Annotated in this window: 20 protein-coding genes; all 20 read left to right on the top strand. The window is 67.6% G+C overall.

Going from position 1 to position 22,681, the window contains the following annotated elements:
* Positions 1–1,934: translation initiation factor IF-2 (infB, locus tag HMPREF9006_RS01810; protein WP_009211822.1), on the top strand; the 1,934-nt coding region annotated here is incomplete at its 5' end.
* 103 nt (positions 1,935–2,037) lie between these two features.
* Entirely contained in the window at positions 2,038–2,484 is a 447-nt protein-coding gene (gene rbfA / locus HMPREF9006_RS01805) for a 30S ribosome-binding factor RbfA (protein WP_034230845.1), read from the top strand.
* A 6-nt stretch (positions 2,485–2,490) separates the two neighbouring features.
* Complete coding sequence (gene truB / locus HMPREF9006_RS01800; protein WP_009211820.1) at positions 2,491–3,561, top strand: tRNA pseudouridine(55) synthase TruB; 1,071 nt, start codon at positions 2,491–2,493, stop codon at positions 3,559–3,561.
* Positions 3,562–3,573: 12 nt separating this feature from the next.
* Complete coding sequence (locus HMPREF9006_RS01795; protein WP_009211819.1) at positions 3,574–4,563, top strand: bifunctional riboflavin kinase/FAD synthetase; 990 nt, start codon at positions 3,574–3,576, stop codon at positions 4,561–4,563.
* A gap of 194 nt (positions 4,564–4,757) precedes the next feature.
* A complete protein-coding gene (gene rpsO, locus HMPREF9006_RS01790; RefSeq protein ID WP_009211818.1) occupies positions 4,758–5,027 on the top strand; it encodes a 30S ribosomal protein S15 in 270 nt (89 codons plus the stop codon).
* A 183-nt stretch (positions 5,028–5,210) separates the two neighbouring features.
* Positions 5,211–7,553 (top strand): polyribonucleotide nucleotidyltransferase, encoded by a 2,343-nt coding sequence (locus tag HMPREF9006_RS01785; RefSeq protein ID WP_009211816.1) that lies wholly within the window; start codon positions 5,211–5,213, stop codon positions 7,551–7,553.
* Between the two features lie 131 nt (positions 7,554–7,684).
* A complete protein-coding gene (locus HMPREF9006_RS01780; RefSeq protein WP_009211815.1) occupies positions 7,685–8,989 on the top strand; it encodes a M16 family metallopeptidase in 1,305 nt (434 codons plus the stop codon).
* 100 nt (positions 8,990–9,089) lie between these two features.
* Positions 9,090–9,830: a 4-hydroxy-tetrahydrodipicolinate reductase gene (gene dapB, locus HMPREF9006_RS01775; RefSeq protein WP_009211814.1), complete on the top strand. Its 741-nt coding sequence runs from the start codon at positions 9,090–9,092 to the stop codon at positions 9,828–9,830.
* The gene (locus HMPREF9006_RS01770; protein ID WP_009211813.1) at positions 9,827–10,357 is read left to right on the top strand and encodes a GNAT family N-acetyltransferase; all 531 of its coding nucleotides are present in this window, start codon (positions 9,827–9,829) and stop codon (positions 10,355–10,357) included. The genes dapB and HMPREF9006_RS01770 overlap by 4 nt, the downstream gene beginning before the upstream one ends.
* A gap of 92 nt (positions 10,358–10,449) precedes the next feature.
* Positions 10,450–11,346 carry a 4-hydroxy-tetrahydrodipicolinate synthase gene (gene dapA / locus HMPREF9006_RS01765; protein WP_034230844.1) on the top strand — a complete coding sequence of 299 codons (897 nt, stop codon included), beginning with the start codon at positions 10,450–10,452 and terminating at the stop codon, positions 11,344–11,346.
* 143 nt (positions 11,347–11,489) lie between these two features.
* Positions 11,490–13,184, top strand: coding sequence for a ribonuclease J (locus HMPREF9006_RS01760; RefSeq protein WP_034230843.1), 1,695 nt, complete (start codon positions 11,490–11,492; stop codon positions 13,182–13,184).
* Positions 13,185–13,296: 112 nt separating this feature from the next.
* Complete coding sequence (locus HMPREF9006_RS01755) at positions 13,297–14,196, top strand: PfkB family carbohydrate kinase (protein ID WP_009211810.1); 900 nt, start codon at positions 13,297–13,299, stop codon at positions 14,194–14,196.
* Positions 14,197–14,252: 56 nt separating this feature from the next.
* On the top strand, positions 14,253–17,096 hold the full coding sequence (locus HMPREF9006_RS01750; RefSeq protein ID WP_009211809.1) for a DNA translocase FtsK: 2,844 nt from the start codon (positions 14,253–14,255) through the stop codon (positions 17,094–17,096).
* 17 nt (positions 17,097–17,113) lie between these two features.
* Complete coding sequence (pgsA, locus tag HMPREF9006_RS01745; RefSeq protein WP_009211808.1) at positions 17,114–17,827, top strand: CDP-diacylglycerol--glycerol-3-phosphate 3-phosphatidyltransferase; 714 nt, start codon at positions 17,114–17,116, stop codon at positions 17,825–17,827.
* Between the two features lie 170 nt (positions 17,828–17,997).
* Positions 17,998–18,312, top strand: a complete 315-nt coding sequence (locus HMPREF9006_RS01740) for a helix-turn-helix domain-containing protein (RefSeq protein ID WP_009211807.1) — start codon at positions 17,998–18,000, stop codon at positions 18,310–18,312.
* 3 nt (positions 18,313–18,315) lie between these two features.
* Positions 18,316–18,540 (top strand): DUF3046 domain-containing protein, encoded by a 225-nt coding sequence (locus tag HMPREF9006_RS01735; protein ID WP_009211806.1) that lies wholly within the window; start codon positions 18,316–18,318, stop codon positions 18,538–18,540.
* A 211-nt stretch (positions 18,541–18,751) separates the two neighbouring features.
* On the top strand, positions 18,752–19,843 hold the full coding sequence (gene recA, locus HMPREF9006_RS01730; RefSeq protein WP_009211805.1) for a recombinase RecA: 1,092 nt from the start codon (positions 18,752–18,754) through the stop codon (positions 19,841–19,843).
* 3 nt (positions 19,844–19,846) lie between these two features.
* Positions 19,847–20,470 (top strand): regulatory protein RecX, encoded by a 624-nt coding sequence (locus HMPREF9006_RS01725; RefSeq protein WP_009211804.1) that lies wholly within the window; start codon positions 19,847–19,849, stop codon positions 20,468–20,470.
* A 2-nt stretch (positions 20,471–20,472) separates the two neighbouring features.
* Entirely contained in the window at positions 20,473–20,943 is a 471-nt protein-coding gene (locus HMPREF9006_RS01720; RefSeq protein WP_009211803.1) for a CinA family protein, read from the top strand.
* A 35-nt stretch (positions 20,944–20,978) separates the two neighbouring features.
* Positions 20,979–22,517: a tRNA (N6-isopentenyl adenosine(37)-C2)-methylthiotransferase MiaB gene (gene miaB / locus HMPREF9006_RS01715; RefSeq protein WP_009211802.1), complete on the top strand. Its 1,539-nt coding sequence runs from the start codon at positions 20,979–20,981 to the stop codon at positions 22,515–22,517.
* Positions 22,518–22,681: the final 164 nt, after the last annotated feature.

Here is a 22,681-nt window from a genome sequence, read left to right as displayed (position 1 = left end):
GCTCCACGCCGGGCGCGTTCGGCCGCGGAGGTGGCCGCTCGCAGCGCGGACGCAAGTCCAAGCGTGCCAAGCGTCAAGAGTACGAGCAGCAGAATGCTCCCGTGATCGGCGGCGTGTCCATCCCGCGCGGAGGCGGCGCACAGATCCGCATTCGCCAGGGTGCGTCCCTGGCGGATCTCGCCGAGAAGATCGACGTCAATCCCGCAGCCCTCGTGACGGTCCTCTTCGCCCTGGGCGAGATGGCCACGGCCACCCAGTCCCTGGACCAGGACACCTTCGAGGCCCTGGGCGCCGAGCTCGGCTACGACGTCAAGGTCGTCTCCCCCGAGGACGAGGACCGCGAGCTGCTCGAGTCCTTCGACATCGACCTCGAAGCTGAAGAGCTCGATGACGCCGAGAACATGGCGCCCCGGCCCCCGGTCGTCACCGTCATGGGCCACGTCGACCACGGCAAGACGAAGCTGCTCGACGCCATTCGCCACACCGATGTCGTCGACAGCGAGCACGGCGGCATCACCCAGCACATCGGTGCCTACCAGGTCAAGGTCAAGGCGGAGGACGGAACCCCCCGACGCATCACCTTCATCGACACCCCCGGACACGAGGCCTTTACCGCCATGCGTGCTCGCGGCGCCCAGGTCACTGACATCGCGATCCTCGTGGTCGCGGCCGATGACGGCGTCATGCCGCAGACGGTCGAGGCGATCAACCACGCCCAGGCGGCCGGAGTGCCCATCGTCGTGGCGGTCAACAAGATCGATAAGGACGGCGCGAACCCCGACAAGATCCGCTCCCAGCTCACCGAGTACGGCCTGGTCGCGGAGGAATACGGCGGCGACGTCATGTTCGTCAACATCTCGGCCAAGCAGCGCACGGGCATCCACGAGCTCCTCGAGGCTGTCCTGCTGACGGCGGATGCGGCGCTGACCCTGGAGGCCAACCCGAACACGGACGCCCGAGGTGTCGCCATCGAAGCGAACCTCGACAAGGGGCGCGGCGCGGTTGCGACCATGCTCGTTCAGCGCGGTACGCTGCGCGTCGGCGATTCGCTCGTCGTGGGCTCCTCCCACGGCCGCGTGCGAGCCATGTTCGACGACTCGGGCAACGACGTCTCCGAGGCCGGACCCTCGACCCCGGTCGCCGTCCTCGGCCTGACGTCCGTCCCGCGCGCTGGCGACTCCTTCCTGGTCGCCGCCGACGACCGTACGGCGCGCCAGATCGCCGACAAGCGAGAGGCTGCGGAGCGTCAGGCGCTGCTCGCCAAGCGTCGCAAGCGCGTCTCCCTGGAGGACTTCGACAAGGTCCTCGCGGAGGGAGAAGTCGACACCCTCAACCTCGTCATCAAGGGCGACGTGTCCGGCGCCGTCGAGGCGCTGGAAGACTCGCTGCTCCGAATCGACGTGGGTGACGAGGTCGCGCTGCGCATCATCCACCGTGGCGTGGGTGCCATCACGCAGAACGACGTCAACCTCGCGACCGTCGACAACGCGGTCATCATCGGCTTCAATGTTCGACCCGCCGAGCGCGTGGCCGAGATGGCCGATGCCGAGGGCGTCGAGATCAAGTACTACAACGTCATCTACTCCGCGATCGACGACATCGAGGCCGCCCTCAAGGGCATGCTCAAGCCGATCTACGAGGAGGTTGCGCTCGGCAGCGCCGAGATCCGTCAGGTGTTCCGTTCCGGTAAGTTCGGCAACATCGCGGGTTCCATCGTCCGCTCCGGCACGATCAAGCGCGGCGCCAAGGCGCGCCTCGTGCGCGACGGCGTTGTGGTGGCCGACAACCTCGAGATCGCGTCCCTGCGTCGCGAGAAGGACGACGTCACCGAGGTCCGCGAGGGCTACGAGTGTGGCATCACCCTGGGGTACAAGGACATCGCCGAGGGCGACGTCATCGAAACCTGGGAGATGCGCGAGAAGGCTCGCGACTGATCGCAAGGCGTGACGTATCGGGGTCCGGGCGTGCGCTCGGACCCCGATCTTCTACCATTAAGTGATTCGAAGGATGGGCGCGTGCGCCCGGAAGGAGGTCGCGATGGCTGACGAGGCTCGCGTTCGCAAGGTGCAGGAGAGGATCCTGCAGACGGTCGCGTCGATGATTGGTCGGCAGGTGAAGGATCCGCGCCTGGAGCTCGTGACGATTACGGACGTGCGAGTCACGGGCGACCTGCAGCACGCATCCGTGTTCTACACGGTTCTCGGCGACGACGAGCAGCGCAGCAGGGCCGCGCGGGCGTTCGCCTCGGCGCAGGGACTCTTCCGCTCGCGAGTGGGCAAGGCGCTCGGGCTGCGACTGACCCCCTCCCTCGAGTTCATTCTCGACGCCCTCCCCGAGAGCGCGGCGGCACTCGAGGAAGCGTTGGCTCAGGCCAAAGCAAAGGACGAGGCGATCGCGGCCGCGTCGGTCGGCGCGTCCTACGCCGGCGATGCCGACCCCTATCGCCGCGACGACGAGGACGACGCCGACGAGGAACGGGCGTAGACGCCGATGGCGCGCCGTTGCGACAACCCCCGCCCCGGCCTCCTCGTGATCGACAAGCCCGCCGGGATCACGAGCCACGACGTTGTCTCGCGGGTGCGTCGCCTGGCCAAGACCCGCAAGGTGGGGCACGGGGGCACGCTGGACCCGATGGCCACCGGCGTCCTCGTTGTCGGCGTCGGCAAGGCGACGAAGCTCCTCACGTGGGTGAGCGGACACTCGAAAGAGTACGTGGCGACGATTCGTTTCGGCATCGCCACCAACACCGACGACGCCGAGGGCGTGCCCACGCGAGTGCGCGGGTGCTCCTCGCTGAGCGGGGAGGACCTCGAGCGGGCGCTCGCGCCCCTGCGCGGTGACATCATGCAGGTTCCCACGACCGTCTCGGCGATCAAAGTGGGAGGCAAGCGCGCGTACGCACTCGCCCGCGCGGGCGAGGATGTGATGCTCGCGGCTAGGCCGGTACGCGTGTCTCGCCTGGAGGTTCTCGCGCCGCCGCGCCTCGCCGAGGCCACCGTGGCAGAGGCCGACAACGCCGGGGCGGGGGAGAGGCCCGACACCCCGCGGACGCAGCGCCCGGTCCGCGTCGCCGACGTGGACGTGGCCGTTGAATGTTCCTCGGGCACGTACGTGCGGGCACTCGCGCGCGACGCAGGTGAGGCGCTGGGGGTCGGAGCCCACCTGATCGCGCTGCGCCGCACGCGCGTCGGAGACTTCCCCCTGGAAGGAGCCCTCACACTGGACGAGCTCGCCGCCGCGACGGCAGAGGCGAGCACCGCCCAGAGCGATCGGCCCGTCCTCCCCCTGATTCCCCTGGGCCACGCCGCCCGCGCCATGTTCCCCTCCCTGCACCTGAGCGGCGCCGAGGCCGGCGCATTCCTCCATGGCCAGGCCCCCAAGCGCTCCCCCGACGAGCTGGAGAGATGGCGCCTCGGCGATGGGGCCGAAGCCGCTTCCCCGCGCGAGGGTACCGCGAGCCGCGGGGACGATCCGCCGATCGCGGCGCTCGACCCGGGAGGCAACGTCCTCGGCCTGGTGCGCATCGACGGAGGGCGCCTGAGAACCGTCCTGGTCTTTTAGGAAAGAGAGAGCATGAAAGTCTGGCATTCCCTCGCGGAAATCCCCGGTAACGAGTCCGCCGTGGTGACCATCGGTAACTTCGATGGCATGCACAACGGGCACAAGAAGGTCATCGCCACCTGCGTCGAACGGGCACGCAAGCTGGGCGTCGACGCGGTCGCCATCACTTTCGACCCGCACCCGATCCAGGTGCACCGGCCGGAGGTGGGCCTCCAGCTCATCTCCCCACTGCGCGACCGCCTCGACGCGATGGCTGCAGCAGGACTCGACGCGACGCTCGTGGCCCACTACGACGCCAGCGTCTACAGCCTGGACGCCGACGAGTTCGTCGACGAGTACCTGGTCGGGCGCTGCGGGGCGCGCGAGGTCGTGGTCGGCGAGGACTTCCGTTTCGGGCGCGCAAACGCGGGCACGATCGACACCCTGCGGGCGCTGGGACGCTCCTACGGCTTCGACGTCATCACCGTCACCGACATTGAGGCGCCGGAGGGGCGACGCTGGTCCTCCTCGTGGGTACGCGAACTCCTGGCCGCCGGCGACGTCTCCGGAGCAGCCCGCGTCCTCGGTCACCTGCACCGCATCCGTGGCAGCGTCTGCCACGGTTTCAAGAGGGGCCGCGCCCTTGGCTTCCCGACGGCCAACCTCTCCGAGGACGTCGAAGGAGTGATCCCCGCCGACGGAGTCTACGCCGGCTGGGTCGTGCGCGCCGTGCCCGGCACCCAATCCGCCGAGTTCCTGCCCGCCGCCATATCGGTGGGCACCAACCCGCAGTTCAGCGGCGAGACGCGCACGGTCGAGGCGCACGTCCTGGGGCGATCGGACCTGAACCTCTACGGCGAACGCATCGCCGTGACCTTCGTGTCCCGCATCCGACCCATGCAGTCCTTCGCCTCCCTCGACGACCTGCTCACGCAGATGGATGATGACCTGAGGCAGACGGCCTCCATTCTCGGAATTGGTGTCGCGGGACGCGTCGACCCGGACTCGGTGACCGCCCGATAGCGCGGCGCCCGACTTGCCGCTGCGCTGCGTCGCGGTGCCCGCGCGCCGCGACAAGCTGTTTCGTTAGTTACGTCGCTCGTTTGTCGCCTCGGGGCGAGGGCGTGCTACTGTAGAAAGGCCGTCGATCGGCCGCGGATCGTCAGCATCCGGGACAAGCCCGGGTGCCCCGCGCAACGAATACAAAGGAGAAGCCTGTGCCGCTGAGCAAGGACGTCAAGGACCAGATCATCGCCGAGTACGCGACCCACGAGGGCGACACCGGTTCCCCCGAGGTTCAGATCGCGCTGCTGACCCAGCGCATCAAGGATCTGACCGAGCACTTCAAGACCCACACGCACGACCACCACTCCCGTCGTGGCCTGCTGCTGCTGGTCGGCCGTCGTCGTCGCCTGCTGGGTTACCTGGCTGACATCGACATTGAGCGCTACCGTTCGCTCATCAAGCGTCTCGGCCTGCGCCGATGACCGCGTGCCGGCCCGCCTCCCGATGCGGAGACGGGCCGGTTTTCATGCGCCCGCCTCGGGCATACCGTATTTCTCGCGCACAAGCCGCCGGTTTTCGACAGTGGCCTCCGGAGCGTTGATCCGTGGGCTTCGATCGAAGGCCGAAGTGGAGCGCGATACCAACACACCAAGGAGAAACGCCCCATGATGGAAGGCTCCGACATCATCGCCGCAGAGGCGATCATCGACAACGGCCGTTTCGGCAAGCGCACCGTGCGCTTCGAGACTGGCCGCCTCGCCAAGCAGGCCGCAGGCTCGGCCCTGGCCTACCTGGACGACGCAACGACCGTCCTGTCGGCCACGACGGTTGGCAAGAACCCCAAGGACCAGTTCGACTTCTTCCCGCTGACCGTCGACGTTGAGGAACGTCAGTACGCCGCGGGACGGATTCCTGGCTCCTTCTTCCGCCGCGAGGGACGCGCCGGAACCGAGGCCATCCTGGCCGCCCGACTCATTGACCGCCCGCTGCGTCCCGGCTTCGTCAAGGGGCTGCGCAACGAGGTCCAGGTCGTCGAGACGGTGCTGACGATCGACCCGGATGACGCCTACGACGTCCTGGCCATCAACGCCGCCTCCATGTCCACCCAGATCGCGGGCCTGCCCTTCACCGGTCCGATCGGCGGCACCCGCCTGGCGCTCATCGACGACCAGTGGGTCGCGTTCCCGCGCTGGAGCGAGCTTGAGCGTTCCGTGTTCAACATCGTGGTCGCCGGACGCATCGTCACGAAGGAAGACGGCACCGAAGACGTCGCGATCATGATGGTCGAAGCCGGCGGCGGCAAGAATGAGTGGGATCTCATCCAGGCCGGCGCCACCGCCCCCACCGAGGACGTCGTCGCCGACGGTCTTGAGGCCGCCAAGCCCTTCATCAAGGCGCTGTGCGAGGCTCAGATGAAGGTTGCCGAGAAGGCCTCGAAGGAGACCGCCGAGTTCCCGCTGTTCCTGGACTACACCGACGAGGAGTACGCCGCCGTCCAGGAGTGGGCCGGCGAGAAGATTGCCCAGGCGCTGCTCACCGAGGGCAAGCTTGCCCGCGACGAGGCCGTTGACGCCGTCAAGGAGGAGATGCTTGAGGCGCTCGCCGAGCGTTTCCCCGAGGGCGAGAAGAGCCTCAAGGCGGCGTTCCGTTCCCTGGAGAAGGCCACCATCCGGGGCCGCACACTGCGCGAAGAGATCCGCATGGATGGTCGCACCCCGCGCCAGATCCGTTCCCTGTCGGCCGAGGTCGAGGTCCTGCCCCGCGTCCACGGCTCCGCACTCTTCCAGCGTGGCGAAACCCAGATCCTGGGCGTGACGACGCTGGCGATGCTGCGCATGGAGCAGCAGATCGACAACCTGTCGCCCGTCAACTCCAAGCGCTACATGCACCAGTACAACTTTGCGCCCTTCTCCACCGGTGAGGTCGGTCGCGTCGGCTCCCCGAAGCGCCGCGAGATCGGCCACGGCGACCTGGCCGAGCGTGCCCTTCTGCCCGTCCTGCCCTCGCGCGAGGACTTCCCCTACGCGATTCGTCAGGTCTCCGAGACGATGGGCTCCAACGGCTCCTCCTCCATGGGCTCGGTGTGCGCCTCGACCCTGTCGCTCCTGCAGGCCGGCGTGCCGCTGCGCGCCCCCGTCGCCGGCATCGCGATGGGTCTCATGACCGGCGAGGTCGACGGCCAGGCCAAGGCCGTGACCCTCACCGACATCCTGGGCGCCGAGGACGGCTTCGGCGACATGGACTTTAAGGTTGCCGGTACCCGCGACTTCATCACAGCCCTGCAGCTGGACACCAAGCTCGACGGGATCGATTCTCAGGTTCTGCGCGCCGCGCTCGCCCAGGCCCGCGACGCTCGCCTGGCGATCCTGGACCTCATCAGCCAGGCCATTGACGGTCCCGACGAGATGAGCCCGAACGCTCCTCGCATCATCACCGTCAAGGTTCCCGTCGACAAGATCGGCGAGGTCATCGGCCCCAAGGGCAAGATGATCAACCAGATCCAGGACGAGACCGGCGCCGACGTGACCATCGAGGACGACGGCACTGTGTACATCGCGTCTGCGGATGGTGCCTCGGCCGAGGCCGCCCGCACCATGGTGAACCAGATCGCCAACCCGCAGATGCCCGAGGTCGGCGAGCGCTTCGTCGGAACGGTGGTCAAGACGACCTCGTTTGGCGCGTTCGTCTCGCTGACCCCCGGCAAGGATGGCCTCCTGCACATCTCGCAGGTGCGCCGCCTCGTGGGCGGCAAGCGCATCGACTCCGTGGATGATGTGCTGCAGGTCGGCCAGCAGGTCGAGGTCGAGATCAACGAGATCGGCGACCGCGGCAAGCTGAGCCTGCACGCCGTCATCGATGGCGAGGCCGGAGAGCTGGAGGCCAGCGAGGGCGAGCAGAGTGAGCGTCGCGAGCGCCGTGATCGTTCGGAGCGCCGTGAGCGTCGCCCCCGGACCCGTACGCGCCGCCGCCGCGACGAGGACCGCGAGGACGGCGTCTCCGAGGAGTGAGTAACTCCCGGTAGCTGAATCAGACCGGTGGCCGGGACGGGGCATGTGCTCCGCCCGGCCACCGGCCCTTTTACGGCTACACTGTGAACGTTTCGTGCCAACCCCGCCCCCGGGGACGCAAGAGGAGAAAAATGACGCCGAAGCCGCTGCCGCTTGACGAAGCTCACCTGAGAATCGAGGACGGAGACACCCGCATCGATCGAACGATCCTGAGCTGCGGAGCGCGTGTTCTGTCGCAGGTAATCCCGGCGACCAAGAGCGCGGGAGTGTCCCTGTGGGTGCCCGTCGGCTCGCGCGACGAGGACGAGAAGACGGCCGGCTCGACGCACTTCCTGGAACACCTCCTCTTCAAGGGGACGCGCGCTCGTTCCTCCCTGGATATCGCGATTGCCTTCGACTCGGTGGGCGGGGAGTCCAACGCGGAGACCGCCCGAGAACACACCGCCTATTGGGCGCGCGTGCGCGACGCCGACCTGGACATGGCCATCGAGACGCTCGCCGACATGGTGAGCGACTCGCGCCTCGACGAAGCAGACTTCGCGACGGAACGCTGCGTGATCCTCGACGAGCTGGCAATGGGGGAGGACTCGCCCACCGAGACCGTTCACGATGCCTTCCAGCTGGCCGTTCACGGCGACCGCCCCATCGGTCGCCCCGTGGGAGGAACCGCGCGGGCCATCTCCGCGGTGACGCGCGACGACGTGTGGGACCACTACCAGGCGCACTATGGGCCCGCCTCCCTGATCGTGGCGGCCGCAGGCAACGTTGATCACGACCACGTGTGCGAGCGCGTGCAGGCCGCTCTCGACGCCTCACCATGGGACGAGCGCGCCGTGGCCTCCCCTCGGCCTCGCCGATCGACGCAGCGAAGCGCTCCCGCCGAGCACGACCGAGACATCACCCGCCGACGCGACGTGACGCAGGCCCACGTCATCATCGGCTGCGAGGGGCTACCCGCCACGGACCCCCAGGGACCGACGATGAGTGTCCTCCTGTCGATCCTGGGCGGGTCCATGTCCTCGCGCCTCTTCCAGGAGGTGAGGGAGAAGCGGGGCCTGGCCTACACCACCTACGCCTTCGACGTGGGCTATTCCGACACGGGAACCTTCGGCATGTACGCGGGATGCAGCCCCGACAACGTGGCCGAGGTCGAGACCATCATGCGCGCCCAGCTGCACGACCTCGCCAGCGACGGACCCACCGACGAAGAAATGACGCACGTGCGCGGCCAGGTTCGCGGCGGAGTCGTCCTCGGCCTCGAAGACAACTGGTCTCGCATGATGCGCCTGGGGCGCTCGGAGATCATTGGGCGCTACCGAACCATCGACGAGTCGTTGTCCGAGTTCGACGCGGTCGACGCCGCTGGCGTGCGCGAACTCGCCGCCTCCCTGGCGTCGACGATGGACTGCCGAGCGCTGGTGCTCCCCGAGACGTAGGGAACAACAGCAAAAGCCCCTCGCCGCGCGGTGTCGGAGGCGAACGAGGCGCGGGCACGCATACCCTGACACCAACCAATCAACGAGCGCAAGGAGAGCAATGATACGCGTGGCAGTAACCGGGGCAAAGGGACGCATGGGATCAAGCGTCGTCGACGCGGTGAGCAACGCCCCCGACATGGAGGTCGTGGCCCAGCTGGACGCGGGCGATGAGATCAACGCCGACAGTGTCAACGGCGCCCACGTCGCCGTCGACTTCTCCGTCCCCACCGTGACCGAAGCCAACGTGCACGCCCTCATCGATGCCGGCGCGGACGTGGTCGTCGGTACGACCGGGTGGACGCCGGAATCCTACGCGCGCGTCCGCGATCACGCCCGCGAGGCGGGGCGCGCCGTCCTGATTGCACCCAACTTTGCGATGGGCGCCGTCCTGGCCATGAAGTTTGCCGCGCTCGCGGCCCCGTACTTCGAATCCGCCGAGGTCATTGAGATGCACCATCCCGGGAAGATGGATGCCCCCTCCGGCACGGCGGTTGCGACGGCGCTCGGTATAGCGCAGGCTCGCAGACAGGCGGGCCTGGGCGAGCTTCCCGACGCGACGCAGACCGACGAGCTGGGCGCCCGCGGCGGCCGCGTGGACGGCATCCCCGTCCACGCCGTTCGCCTGCGCGGGCTCACCGCCTCCGAGGAGATCCTCCTGGGCAACGAGGGCGAGCAACTCGTCATCCGAACCGATTCCTTCGATCGCTCCTCCTTCATGCCCGGCGTGCTCCTGGGCGTGAGAAGTGTGCGCGGGCGCACGGGACTGACCATCGGGCTGGATCAGGTGATGGACCTGTGAGCGCGCCCGCGAGCGCGGATCGCTCGGTCAGGCCCGCCCAACGGGGCGACGAGGCCGCCATCGCGCCCCTGCAGTTGGCTTCGTGGCGGGCGCTGATGGGCGAGGAGACGCTCGCCGCCCAGGGAGTGAGCGAGGAGTCCCTCGCCCGCCTGTGGGGGCGGACCCTGGCCCGTCCCAGGCCCGCGGGAGGGACGACGCTCGTCGCCCTCCACGGCGCCCGGATCGTCGGCTTCGCTCTGGCCGGACCGGACGACGCCGCTGCCGGCTGCGAGCCCGAGACGGACCGAGAGGGCGCGACGCAGGTGTATGAGCTGGTGGTGGACGAGGACTTCCGGCGCTGCGGACACGGCTCGCGCATGCTCTCGGCGATCGCCGACCTCACCCGCGGGCAGTTGCGCGCGTGGATCGGGGACTCTGACGAGCAGCGCCAGCGCTTCTTCACCTCGGCGGGTTTCGCCCCCTCGGGCGCGGTTCGTCGCCTGGGAGAGGGGACGACACAGCACATGTGGTGGGCGCACCGCGACTAAAGGCCCGCCGCGAAGGCGAGGCGCGCTCATATGACGCTCGACATGCGACCGCCCCGGCTCTTCGGTTCCGCGCCGCGCGTAAGATGGGGAACATGAGCAACATTCCTCCCCGCCGCTTCGGTTCTCTTGCCGCCGCCATGGTCACCCCCATGACACAGTCGGGTGACGTCGACCTGGATTCCGCTCAGCGCCTGGCAACCAAGCTCGTCGACGAAGGATGCGACACGATCCTCCTGTCGGGAACGACGGGGGAGTCCCCGACGACTCATCAGCCCGAGAAGAACGACCTGACCGACGCGGTCCGCGAGGCCGTGGGAGATCGGGCGTTCATCCTGTGCGGCGCGTGCTCGAACGACACGGCGCACGCCGTTCGAATCGCTCAGGGAGCGCAGGAACACGGCGCGGATGGCCTCCTGGTCGTCTCGCCCTACTACAACCGGCCCTCGCAGGAGGGGCTGCGTGCTCACGTGCGGGCGGTCACCGATGCGACCGACCTACCGATCATGCTCTACGACATTCCCGGTCGGACGGGCATCGCCTTCTCCGACGCGACCCTGGACATCCTCGCTCAGCACCCCCGTATCCTCGGGGTGAAGGACGCCACCGGCGACGTGGAGACCGGCGTGGAACGCATGCATCGAACGGGCCTGGAATACTACTCGGGCGATGATGCCCTGAACTTTGCGTGGATGACCGGCGGAGCCTCGGGCTTCATCTCGGTCGTCACCCACGTCGCTTCCGCCCACTATCGTCGGATGATCGAGCTGCTCGACTCCGATCAGGTGTGGGAGGCCCGCGAGCTCTCGTACTCGCTGCGCCCCCTCGTGCACGCAATCATGGGCGGGGGACAGGGAGCGGTCCTGGCCAAGTATGCGCTCTGGCTGCAGGGCGTTATCGATAGCCCGACCGTCCGCCTTCCCATGGTAGGCATCAGCGACGATGAGGTGTCCGCCCTGCGTCGCGCCCTGCGTCTTGCCGGGCTCCTGTGAGTCCCGCTCGGCCCGGAGCGTGGCGCCGCGGACCGGCCTCGGCCCCACGCCGGAAGCATTGATGCGCCAAGTGTGAGGGGGGCGACCCGCCAACGGTGAGTCCCGATGATGGGAAAGAGGCCGCGACGTGGCAGACTGGCATCATGAAGTCTTTGTACGAGAACCTCACCGAACCCGCGCCCCTGGAAGAGGGCGCTCTGAGAGTCATCCCGCTGGGAGGCCTCGGCGAGGTCGGGCGCAACATGAACGTCCTGGAGTACCGGGGCAAGCTCCTGGTCGTGGACTGCGGCGTCCTCTTCCCCGAGGAGAGTCAGCCGGGTGTTGACCTGATCCTTCCCGATTTCTCGTGGATCGAGGATCGCATGGACGACGTCGTCGGCATGGTGCTGACGCACGGACACGAGGACCATATCGGCGCCGTTCCCTACCTGCTCAAGCTGCGAGGCGACATCCCCCTGTACGGCTCCGACCTGACCCTTGCCTTCGTCGCCCCCAAGCTGCGTGAGCACCGCCTGAGTGACCCTGGCTTCACCGTGGTCGCGGAAGGGGACCGCTTGAATGTGGGGCCCTTCGACCTCGAGTTCGTCTCCGTCACGCACTCGATCCCCGACGCGCTCGCCGTGTTCGTGCGCACCCGGGCCGGCAATGTCTTGATCACGGGCGATTTCAAGATGGATCAGCTGCCCCTCGACCGACGCCTGACGGATCTTCGTGCCTTCGCGCGCATGGGCGAGGAGGGGGTCGACCTGTTCATGGTGGACTCCACGAACGCCCTGGTTCCCGGTTTTATCACGCCGGAGCGCGAGATTGGCCCGGTTCTGGATCAGGTGTTTGGCGAGGCTGAGGGCGGTCAGATCGTTGTCGCTTCGTTTGCCTCGCATGTCCACCGCGTCCAGCAGGTCATCAACGCGGCCGCCCACCACGGTCGGCGCGTCGCCTTCGTGGGTCGTTCGATGGAACGCAACATGCGCATCGCCGAGGAGAAGGGCTACCTGTCGATTCCCGACGGCGTTATCGTGGACCTTAAGGACATCGGCGACCTGCCGCGCTCGCAGCGCGTGTACATGGCGACGGGTTCGCAGGGAGAACCCATGGCCGCCTTGTCGCGCATGTCCGTGGGATCTCACCGCACGGTGAGCATCGAGCCGGGCGACATGGTCGTTCTCGCCTCCTCTCTCATCCCGGGCAACGAGAATTCCGTCTATCGCGTCATTAACGATCTGACCCGCCTGGGCGCACGCGTCGTCTCGAAGGAGAACGCGAAGGTCCACGTGTCCGGTCACGCCAGCGCGGGGGAGCTCATCTACTGCTACAACATCATTCAGCCCAGGAACGTGATGCCCATCCACGGCGAGGTTCGCCACCTGGTCGGCAACGGTCAGCTGGCGGTCAAGACGGGTATCGACCCGCGGCACGTGGTCCTCGCCGAGGATGGCGTGACTGTCGACCTCAAAGACGGCGTCGCGCGCGTGTCGGGCGTTGTTCCCTGTGAGTACGTGTACGTCGATGGCCGCTCGATCGGCGAGATCTCCGAGGACGAGCTCGCTACGCGCCGCACCCTGGGGTCGGAGGGGTTCATCTCGATCTTCGCGGTCGTCGAGCGTGATTCGGGGACAGTCCTGGCCGGCCCGGAGATTCGTGCGATCGGCATGGCTGAGGACGACGACGTGTTCGAGGAGATCCTTCCCGACGTCACGCAGGCGCTCAAGGAGGCCGCCGCACCCGGCGGACAGGACCCCTACGTCCTGCAGCAGGCGATGCGTCGCGTCATCGGACGCTGGGTCGCGCGCCGTCTGCGTCGCCGTCCTATGATCGTTCCGGTGGTTACCGAGCAGTAAGCCGAATCGATCCGCCGAGGGACACGGTGCCCGGCGGAGCCGCGCGGACAAGAAAGGAAGATTCGTGTCGGGCCGTTTTATTTCGACGCACTCCGTTGCGCTGGTGTTGCCGATGCATATCGCGTACATGCCTGAGCGCGGCGGGTCGGTGCACGCCGATGCGGCGAGTTCACGGCCCGGTGGGGGCTTCACGACGCTGTGTGCTGCGGCCGCCATGGGCGTGCCCACGGCGGCCGCCTCGCCGCTGGGCACGGGCCCGAACTCCTTCGCGGTCCGCCAGCAGCTGGTCGAGGCCGGGGTGGACGTTCTCACCCCGGAGTTGGTCGGCGATATCGGCGTGGTCATCCAGCTCATTGACGAAGACGGGGCCATGCGATCGGTCGTCACAGCCGGCGTGGAATCCGAGCCGTCGAAAGCGACCCTCGAGCACATTGAGCTGCGCGAGGGGGACGTCGTTCACGTGGCGGCCTCCGACATGACCAGCGCACACGCGGCGTCCGAACTGAGCGAGTGGGCGGCTGCCCTGCCGGCCTGCGTGAGGCTCGTCGTCTCGGTGTCTCCGGCAGTCGCCCAGGTTCCGGTCGAGGCGTGGGAGACGATCTTCCCGCGGGCAGACGTCGTGACGATGAACAGTCGGGAGGCGTCGGCGCTCGCCGGGATCCTGGACGCCTATCGCCATGGGTCGACGATTCGTTCCTACCTGCGTGCCGACGCCGCGACCGTGCGGCGCGTGGGCGCGCGAGGAAGCGAGATCCAGCAATACGCCGACGCCCCCGTCGTGTCGATCCCCGCGTTTGAAGCGCGCGTCGCCGATACGGCGGGCGTGGGGGACACGCACATTGCCGAGATGTGTGCTGGTCTCCTCCTGGACTACGACTTGGAGACGGCATGCCTGATGGCCAACGCCGGGGCGGCCCTGGCAATCTCCCACGAGTCAGCGCTGCCCGTGCCGACGCGTGAGCAGGTGGAGAACGTCCTCGAAACCGGGGTAGTTACTAATATCCTGCGCTGAGGGAACGCGGCGCGCCTCCTGCCGGGGGGCGGCTCGGGCGATATCGTGGAGCAATCATGGCATCATCGTCTTCACGTTCCTCCTCCGGTAAAGGCCCGGCGCGTCCGCGCACGAAAGCGGCCTCCTCCCGATCCGCCAAGGCACCCCAGGGGCAGGGGGCGAAGCCGGGATTCCTGGCACGCTTCTTTTCTGCCCTCGGTCGGGCGGCTCTGGGTGCCCAGCGGGCGTGGAAGGCCACCGACCCTCAGGTCAAGCGCGATGCGGCGGCCTTCGTCGCCGTAGCGGCGGCGATCGTCATCGCCCTACGAGAGTGGTTTCAGATCTCCGGCGAGGCCGGAGATGCCATCCATCATGCCTCGGCGGGCCTCTTCGGCATCTTCTCGGTCGTCGTTCCGCTCCTTCTCGTCGCCTTGGCCGTCGAGTTGGTCTCGGCGCGGTCCGGTCGCTCGGCCCTGCCCCATCACGTTGCTGGCGGGATCGGAATCTCGCTGGCCCTGACCGGCCTGGTGCACATCTCCCACGGGAACCCCGGCCTCGAGCAGGACCCCGGCATTGAGGCGGCCGGGGGCGTCCTCGGCTGGTTCATTGCTCGCCCGCTCGTCCTCCTGCTGTCCGGGTGGGGCGCCGGCGCCCTCATGATCCTGCTCCTGGTGTACTCGATCCTGCTCGCCACGCGGACCGCCGTTGCCGACGTTCCCGCTCGTCTGCGCGATTTCGCGGCGCGACTGGGCGGGGCGGATCACAAGGACGGCGACGCGAGCGAGAGCGATCCAGCCAAGGAAGCGCGCCGGAAGACGCGCAGGGACCTGGCAGCCGGAGACGACACGTTCCTCGACGAATACGACGGGGACGAGTCCTTCCGCAAGGCCACCGACACGGAGTCCGGCGCGCAGACTCAGCTCCTCGAATCCGGTGCGGTTCCGACGACCCAGCCGGCCGACGCCCCGACGCCCCGGCCTCGCCCATCCTCGCCCGATGCGCCGACGGAGATGCTCACCCAGATGCGCCCCGCCGTCGCTTCCGCCGAGGAGCGCGAGCCTGCACGCGTGCCCGCGCACGTCCCACCGGCCGAGGAAGAACCCGCGGCCCCTCCGATCACCGACGAACCCGAGGGAGCATTCCAGCCCGACCTCGACGAGGCCATCTCCTACACGCTTCCATCCGACGACCTCCTGGTGTCCGGGCCGCCCCACATGACGCGTTCGGCGGTCAACGACCAGGTCGTGGCCGCGCTCGGTCAGGTTTTCGCGGACTTCAATATCGACGCGCGCGTCACCGGGTTCTCCCGCGGCCCGACGGTCACCCGCTACGAGGTCGTCCTGGGGGCAGGCGTCAAGGTCGACAAGCTCACGAACCTGTCCAAGAACATTGCCTACGCGGTCGCGTCGGCGGACGTTCGTATCCTCGCACCAATCCCGGGCAAGAGCGCCATCGGCATCGAGATTCCCAACGCCGACCGCGAGAACGTTGCGCTGGGCGACGTGCTGCGTTCGGCCGCCGCACGCCGCAACCAGCATCCGCTGGTCGTCGGCGTGGGCAAGGATGTCGAGGGTGGCTACGTCGTGACCAACCTGGCTAAGACCCCGCACATGCTGGTCGCCGGCCAGACGGGATCGGGTAAGTCCTCCTTCGTCAACTCGATGATTACCTCGATCATGATGCGCGCGACCCCCCAGCAGGTGCGCATGATCCTCGTCGACCCCAAGCGCGTGGAGCTCACGATCTACGAGGGCATCCCCCACCTGATCTCACCCATCATCACGGATGCGAAGAAGGCCGCCGAGGCCCTTGAATGGGTCGTCAAGGAGATGGACGCCCGCTACGATGACCTGTCGGACTACGGCTTCAAGCACATTGACGACTTCAACAAGGCGGTCGCCGCGGGACAGGTTCAGGCCAAGCCTGGTTTGCAGCGCACGCTCCACCCCTACCCGTACCTCCTGGTGGTCGTTGACGAGCTCGCCGACCTGATGATGGTCGCCCCCCGCGACGTGGAGGCATCGATCCAGCGGATCACGCAGCTGGCGCGCGCCGCCGGCATTCACCTGGTGCTGGCCACCCAGCGTCCCTCTGTCGATGTGGTCACCGGCCTCATCAAGGCGAACATTCCCTCCAGGCTCGCCTTCGCGACCTCGTCGCTGACCGACTCGCGCACCATCCTCGACCAGCCCGGAGCGGAGAAGCTCATCGGGCAGGGTGACGCCCTCTACCTGCCGGCCGGCGCGTCCAAGCCGATGCGCGTGCAGGGAGCCTGGGTCTCGGAGTCGGAGATTCACCAGGTCGTCGCCCACGTGAAGGGACAGATGGAGGCGCACTACCGAGACGACGTGGTCCCCGATAAGAAGGAAGCCAAAGTCGCCGAGGATATCGGCGACGACCTCGAAGACCTCCTGCAGGCCGCCGAGCTCGTGGTGTCGACCCAGCTGGGGTCAACCTCGATGCTCCAACGCAAGCTGCGCGTCGGTTTTGCTCGCGCCGGGCGACTCATGGACCTGCTCGAATCCCGGGAGATCGTCGGTCCGTCGGAGGGATCCAAGGCGCGCCAGGTTCTGGTTGCTCCCGAGCAGCTGCCCGAGGTCCTGGCGATGTTGCGCGGCGAATCCGCGGGCATTGGGGCGGGGCAGGCGCAAGCCGACGACGCGGGCGAGCCGGCCGTCCCGGGCGCGGGTACCGAGAATGCGGCGGGCGCCGCGGACGGCGGTGAAGCGGTCGATGCGCCCGCCCGCGCGCAGGGGATGGAAGCGCCGCACGGTCACGACGCGGGCGCGTCCGAGCCCGGCGATTCGCGCACCGGCGGGTTAGACCCGTACTCTGGTCATAACTTTGGAGGTTCGTCACCTACGTGGGTCGATGAGGAACCCGACGACGATGAGGACGCTTGGCAGCTGACAGGCCGCTGAGGAGAAAGGAAACGGACATGACCGATAACGTGTCGCGTGTACAACGAGAGAGCAAGGTATCCGTTGTGAATCTGCCGAACGTGCTGACCGTGACTCGTCTCGTTCTGGTTCCCGTGTTCGTCATCCTGGGGCTTCAGGATTCGTGGACCGCCCGGTGGCTCGCCTTCGTCGTCTTCGCTCTGGCCGCCATCACCGATCGCTTCGACGGGCAGCTGGCCCGCTCGTGGGGTCAGATCACCGACTTCGGTCGGATCGTCGACCCGATCGCCGACAAGGCGTTGACGCTGTGCGGATTCGTCCTCCTCAGCCTCCAGGGCTATCTGCCGTGGTGGGTGACCGCGCTCATCGCTTGTCGAGAGCTTGGAATCACCGCGATGCGCGCGTTCTTCCTACGCAGGGGCGTCGTGGTGTCGGCGAACAATGCGGGCAAGCTCAAGACCTTCATGCAGATCATCGCGCTGGGCACTCTGCTGATCCCGTGGGCGCACTTCCTGGAGCTTGCGAGCACGAGCGAGGCCTGGGTCGTCGTCATGATTCGCCTCGGGCAGGCCCTGGCGGGAGTCGCGCTCGCGCTGACCCTCTACTCGGGTTTCACCTACGTCGTGGAGGGGGCGCGTCTCGTGCGCGACGCGTCTGGGCAGAGCGTCGACGCCGGGGATGAGGCTCGGGCCGAGGAGCCGGAGACCAAGACCGAGGGAAGAACCCCGGCCGGTCAGCACGTCCAAAGTTGAGCCTGGGTGACGCAATGCATAGGTGGGATCGCGTCCCGGCGGAATAGGCGCCAATGCGGGCGCGTTGATGAGGTATGAGCGCATTCGGCGTCGAGACTGCGGCCTCTTACGTTGGTCCGATGCGCGAACTGGCGATGCGACCCCCGATCGAGAACGGCTAGAGTAACACTATGGAAAAGACACTGAGCGAAAGGCCGCTGCTGCGCAGCGAACTCGGCGATGTCCTGCGAGGCATCCGCCAGCGCCAGGGTCGAACCCTGCGCGAAGTCTCTTCTGAGGCACAGGTCTCCCTCGGCTACCTCTCAGAGGTCGAACGCGGGCAGAAGGAAGCCTCCTCCGAACTCCTTGACGCAATCACCTCCGCCCTGCGCGTTCCCCTCTGGTTCGTCTTGCGCGAGGTGTCCGAGCGCATGGCGGTCATCGATGGTGCGGTTGTTCCCGACGCTGTTCCTGATGACATCATGCCCGTCACGCTCATCTCTTGACGCGTGAAGCATTCGGAGTTCTACGAGGCGGTCGAGGCGACCTTCGGGTCGGCCCTCGGCCGCTCCTATGTCAGTGACCTCTACCTCTCCCCGCTGGGGGCGACCGCCCGAGAGGCGCTTGCAGGAGGAGCGGATCCAGACTCCGTGTGGGAGGCCCTGTGCGGTGAAACGGGGCGTGATGACGCGCGTTGGATCCACCGCGTCGATCCTCGCGAGCGTCGGAGGTGACGCGAGGCGCGGCGTGTCGCGTGAGCATCGAACACCTGTTCCATCTAAGCTGTCCTGCGGCGAGGCATCCACGCGCGTTGCCCACAGGGTAGCGCGCATCGGACGCAAACGACGATGGCCGGTCGCATACTCGTCATGGCGCCTCGGAGAGGGGCGGCATCTGGGCCAGGACACCCGCAGGCCGGAGAGGCCTGAAGACGAAAGGAACATCATGGCAGCCCGTAAAGCACCCGCGGCAAAGACGATCGCCAACGATCGCAACAAGGCGCTCGAAGTGGCGCTCTCGCAGATCGATAAACAGTTCGGCAAGGGCTCTGTCATGCGATTGGGTGACGACAACCGTCCCCCCGTCCAGGTGATCCCTACCGGCTCCCTCGCCCTCGACGTCGCCCTCGGAATCGGTGGCCTTCCGCGCGGCCGCGTCATCGAGATCTACGGACCCGAATCCTCCGGTAAGACGACGGTTGCCCTGCACGCGGTCGCGAGCGCCCAGAAGGCCGGCGGCAACGCTGCGTTCATTGATGCCGAGCACGCCCTCGATCCCGTCTACGCCCGCGCACTCGGCGTCGATACGGACTCGCTCCTCGTGTCCCAGCCCGATACCGGCGAGCAGGCCCTCGAGATCGCGGACATGCTGATTCGCTCAGGCGGCATCGATATCATCGTCATCGACTCCGTCGCCGCGCTCGTCCCGAAGGCAGAGATCGAGGGGGAGATGGGTGACTCCCACGTGGGACTCCAGGCTCGCCTCATGAGCCAGGCGCTGCGTAAGATCACGGGCGCGCTGTCTGCGACGGGAACGACCGCGATCTTCATCAACCAGCTGCGCGAGAAGATCGGCGTCTTCTTTGGATCCCCCGAGACGACCACCGGCGGCAAGGCGCTGAAGTTCTACGCCTCGGTGCGTATCGACGTGCGCCGCATCGAAACCCTGAAGGAGGCCGGAGCTCCCGTCGGTAACCGCACGCGCGCCAAGGTTGTCAAGAACAAGATGGCGCCTCCCTTCAAACAGGCCGAGTTCGATATCGTCTACGGCAAGGGAATCTCACGTGAGGGCTCCATCATCGACATGGGCGTCGAGGCCGGCATCGTGCGCAAGTCCGGCTCGTGGTTCACCTACGGGGACGACCAGCTCGGTCAGGGTAAGGAGAATGTCCGTCAATTCCTGGCAGACAACCCCGAGCTCGCGAACGAGATTGAGCAGAAGATCCTGCTCTCGCTGGGAATCGGGGACGCCCCCGAACCCGAGGCGCCCTCGCAGGAGGCCTCGGCCATTGACCCCGACGAGGACGCGGGCTTCTAGGCCGTGGTTCGCTACCTGGATCCCGAGGACCATCCGGAGCTGGGGGAGGAGCGCGCGCCTCGTTCCTCCCCCGGTGAGAGGCTGGCGCGTGCCCGCGAACGCAACGCCGCCCTGAGCGGGACCGAAGCCGTTGAGGAAGCCCGCGAGGTGGCTCTTCGCAAGCTTGACGCCCGAGCGTGCTCGCGCGCCGAACTGGTTGCCGCGATGGTGGGGCGGGGGTTTCGCACCGAGGTCGCCGAGGAGGTCGTGGCGCGCCTGGAGGCCGTCGGCCTCGTGGATGATCAAGCCTACGCGGACGCTCTCGTCCGGTCACGCTTCGCGGCGACGGGCGCCTCCGGGCGAGCCCTGCGCGATACGCTGTCGCGCAAGGGATTGGGGGCCGACGTCATCGAGCGAGCCGTCGCGCAGATCGACCGCGACGACGAGGAAGCGCGGGCTGACGACCTGGTTGCCCGCAGGCGACGCTCACTGCAAGGAGTCAGCCGTCAGACCGCCTATCGGCGCCTGGCCTCGATGCTGGCACGCAAGGGGTACTCTCCGTCGGTCGCGTCGGCCGCCGTGTCGCGCGCGCTGGCGTCGTGGGAGAGCGAGGAGGCGGCGCAGGAGGAGCCGTGGGACACGCCGTGAGAATGGACGATGTGGCAGTGGCCGCGATCATCGACAAGCTGGCGGGTGCAGGGTGGACGATAGCCACGGCAGAGTCTCTCACCGGAGGTGGCCTCGTGTCGCGCCTCGTCGACGTTCCCGGGGCCTCCAGGGTCGTGCGCGGCGGAGCGTGCACCTATGCGGTGGACACCAAGGCGTCGGTCTTGGGAGTGTCCGAGAGGCGCCTGGCGCAGACGGGACCGGTCGACCGGGAGGTTGCCATCGAGATGGCGCAGGGCGCGCGCACGCTCTTCGGCGCAACCCTGGGCGTGGCGACCACGGGCGTTGCCGGACCCGGAGCATCCGATGGCTTTCCTGCGGGCACGGTTCACGTCGCCTGCGCGTATCCGGGGGGACACGCCCATCGGCTGCTTCGCCTGGAGGGCGATCGAGCCGCCGTTCGCCGCGGTGCGATCGACGCGGCGCTGCGCCTCGTACGTGACGTGCTCGACTGAGCTTGCGCGCGGGCGGGCGACTAGACTTTTGGGCGATGAATACGATGACACCCCAGGACGCTGTGCTGCCTCGCACCTACGCGGTGCGCACGCTCGGCTGCCAGATGAACGAACACGACTCGGAGCGAATGGCGGGCCTGCTTGAGCAGGCGGGCTTGATTCCCGTGGAGAAGGTCCCCGAGGCCGCCGCGCGTGCCACCGACGCGGGGGACATGGGCGCGGACGTTGTCGTCATCAACACGTGTTCGGTCCGGGAAAACGCTGCGACCCGCCTCTTTGGGAATCTCGGCCAGCTGGCTGCCGTCAAGCGCAAGCGCCCCGGCATGCAGATCGCGGTCGGTGGGTGCCTCGCTCAGCAGATGCGTGACGGCATCGTGGAGAAGGCACCCTGGGTGGACGCCGTGTTCGGAACCCACAACATCGATGTTCTTCCCGCTCTGCTGCGCCGAGCCGAGCATAACAGCGAGGCGGCCGTCGAGATCGAGGAATCCCTGAAGGTCTTCCCGTCGACCCTTCCCACCCACCGCGAGAGCGTCTATGCCGCGTGGGTATCGATCTCGGTGGGCTGCAACAACACGTGCACGTTCTGTATTGTTCCCCGACTGCGCGGCAAGGAACGCGATCGGCGCCCCGGCGACATCCTCGCAGAAGTCGAGGCGGTCGCATCCCAGGGGGCTATCGAGGTGACCCTCCTCGGGCAGAACGTCAACTCCTACGGCGTTGGCTTCGGTGAGCGCGGTGCGTTCGCCGACCTTCTGCGTGCCGTCGGGCGAGTCGATGGCATCGAACGCGTGCGCTTCACCTCGCCGCACCCGGCGGCGTTCACAGACGATGTGATCGAGGCGATGGCGAACACCCCGACCGTGATGCCCAGCCTGCACATGCCGCTGCAGTCGGGCTCCGATGCGGTCCTTCGACAGATGCGCCGATCCTACCGGCGGGAGCGCTTCATGGGGATTCTCGAGCGCGTACGCGCCGCCATCCCGGATGCTGCGATCACCACCGACATCATTGTTGGATTCCCGGGAGAGACGGAGGAGGACTTCCAGGCCACGCTCGACGTCGTTGAGCAGGCGCGTTTCACGTCAGCTTTCACCTTCCTGTACTCTCCGCGCCCGGGCACCCCCGCCGCGGATCGCGAGGACCGGGTTCCCGACGACGTTGCGCTCGAACGCTACCAGCGTCTCGTGGCTCTCCAGGAGAGCATCTGCGCGCAGGACAATGCCGCATTGGTGGGAACCGACGTGGAGGTCCTCGTCTCGTCCGGCGACGGGCGAAAGGACGGGGCGACCCATCGAATCTCGGGCCGGGCGCGGGACAATCGCCTCGTTCACGTGGCCCTGCCTGCAGGCTTGGCAGCGGGTGAGCGGCCCCGCCCCGGGGACATGATCCGGGCGACGGTGACTTACGGCGCACCCCACCACCTCATCGCCGACTCTGGAACTCACGGAGGCCTCTTCGAGGTGCGGCGCACCCGAGCGGGGGATGCGTGGCAGGCTCGCCAGGCCTCGCCCGAGTCCGACGCAACGGTTGCCCTGGGAATGCCAACGCTTCGGGTCGGCCCCGTGCGCTAGCGCGCCTCGCAGCCGTGGGCGCACCTGACGGGTGTGCCGCAGCGGCCGTGCACGTTTGCGCGGTGGAGGCGGCGAAGCTGAGAAAACGTCAGCGCCAAACGTGCATGTGATGCAGTGCTCATGAGCTACCTTAGCTTCGTGGCGATCGTCACGACGATGAGACG

The organism is Actinomyces sp. oral taxon 180 str. F0310 (genome assembly GCF_000185285.1).
Classification (GTDB): Bacteria; Actinomycetota; Actinomycetes; order Actinomycetales; family Actinomycetaceae; genus Pauljensenia.
The sequence above is the reverse complement of the archived record's forward strand: the minus strand, read 5'-3'. Positions and strand labels throughout refer to the sequence as shown.

Coding starts and splice junctions, on each gene's coding strand:
- rbfA (WP_034230845.1), top strand. CDS start 2,038: ATGGCTGACGAGGCTCGCGTTCGCAAGGTGCAGGAGAGGATCCTGCAG.
- truB (WP_009211820.1), top strand. CDS start 2,491: ATGGCGCGCCGTTGCGACAACCCCCGCCCCGGCCTCCTCGTGATCGAC.
- HMPREF9006_RS01795 (WP_009211819.1), top strand. CDS start 3,574: ATGAAAGTCTGGCATTCCCTCGCGGAAATCCCCGGTAACGAGTCCGCC.
- HMPREF9006_RS01785 (WP_009211816.1), top strand. CDS start 5,211: ATGATGGAAGGCTCCGACATCATCGCCGCAGAGGCGATCATCGACAAC.
- HMPREF9006_RS01780 (WP_009211815.1), top strand. CDS start 7,685: ATGACGCCGAAGCCGCTGCCGCTTGACGAAGCTCACCTGAGAATCGAG.
- dapB (WP_009211814.1), top strand. CDS start 9,090: ATGATACGCGTGGCAGTAACCGGGGCAAAGGGACGCATGGGATCAAGC.
- dapA (WP_034230844.1), top strand. CDS start 10,450: ATGAGCAACATTCCTCCCCGCCGCTTCGGTTCTCTTGCCGCCGCCATG.
- HMPREF9006_RS01760 (WP_034230843.1), top strand. CDS start 11,490: ATGAAGTCTTTGTACGAGAACCTCACCGAACCCGCGCCCCTGGAAGAG.
- HMPREF9006_RS01755 (WP_009211810.1), top strand. CDS start 13,297: ATGCATATCGCGTACATGCCTGAGCGCGGCGGGTCGGTGCACGCCGAT.
- HMPREF9006_RS01750 (WP_009211809.1), top strand. CDS start 14,253: ATGGCATCATCGTCTTCACGTTCCTCCTCCGGTAAAGGCCCGGCGCGT.
- pgsA (WP_009211808.1), top strand. CDS start 17,114: ATGACCGATAACGTGTCGCGTGTACAACGAGAGAGCAAGGTATCCGTT.
- HMPREF9006_RS01740 (WP_009211807.1), top strand. CDS start 17,998: ATGGAAAAGACACTGAGCGAAAGGCCGCTGCTGCGCAGCGAACTCGGC.
- recA (WP_009211805.1), top strand. CDS start 18,752: ATGGCAGCCCGTAAAGCACCCGCGGCAAAGACGATCGCCAACGATCGC.
- HMPREF9006_RS01720 (WP_009211803.1), top strand. CDS start 20,473: ATGGACGATGTGGCAGTGGCCGCGATCATCGACAAGCTGGCGGGTGCA.
- miaB (WP_009211802.1), top strand. CDS start 20,979: ATGAATACGATGACACCCCAGGACGCTGTGCTGCCTCGCACCTACGCG.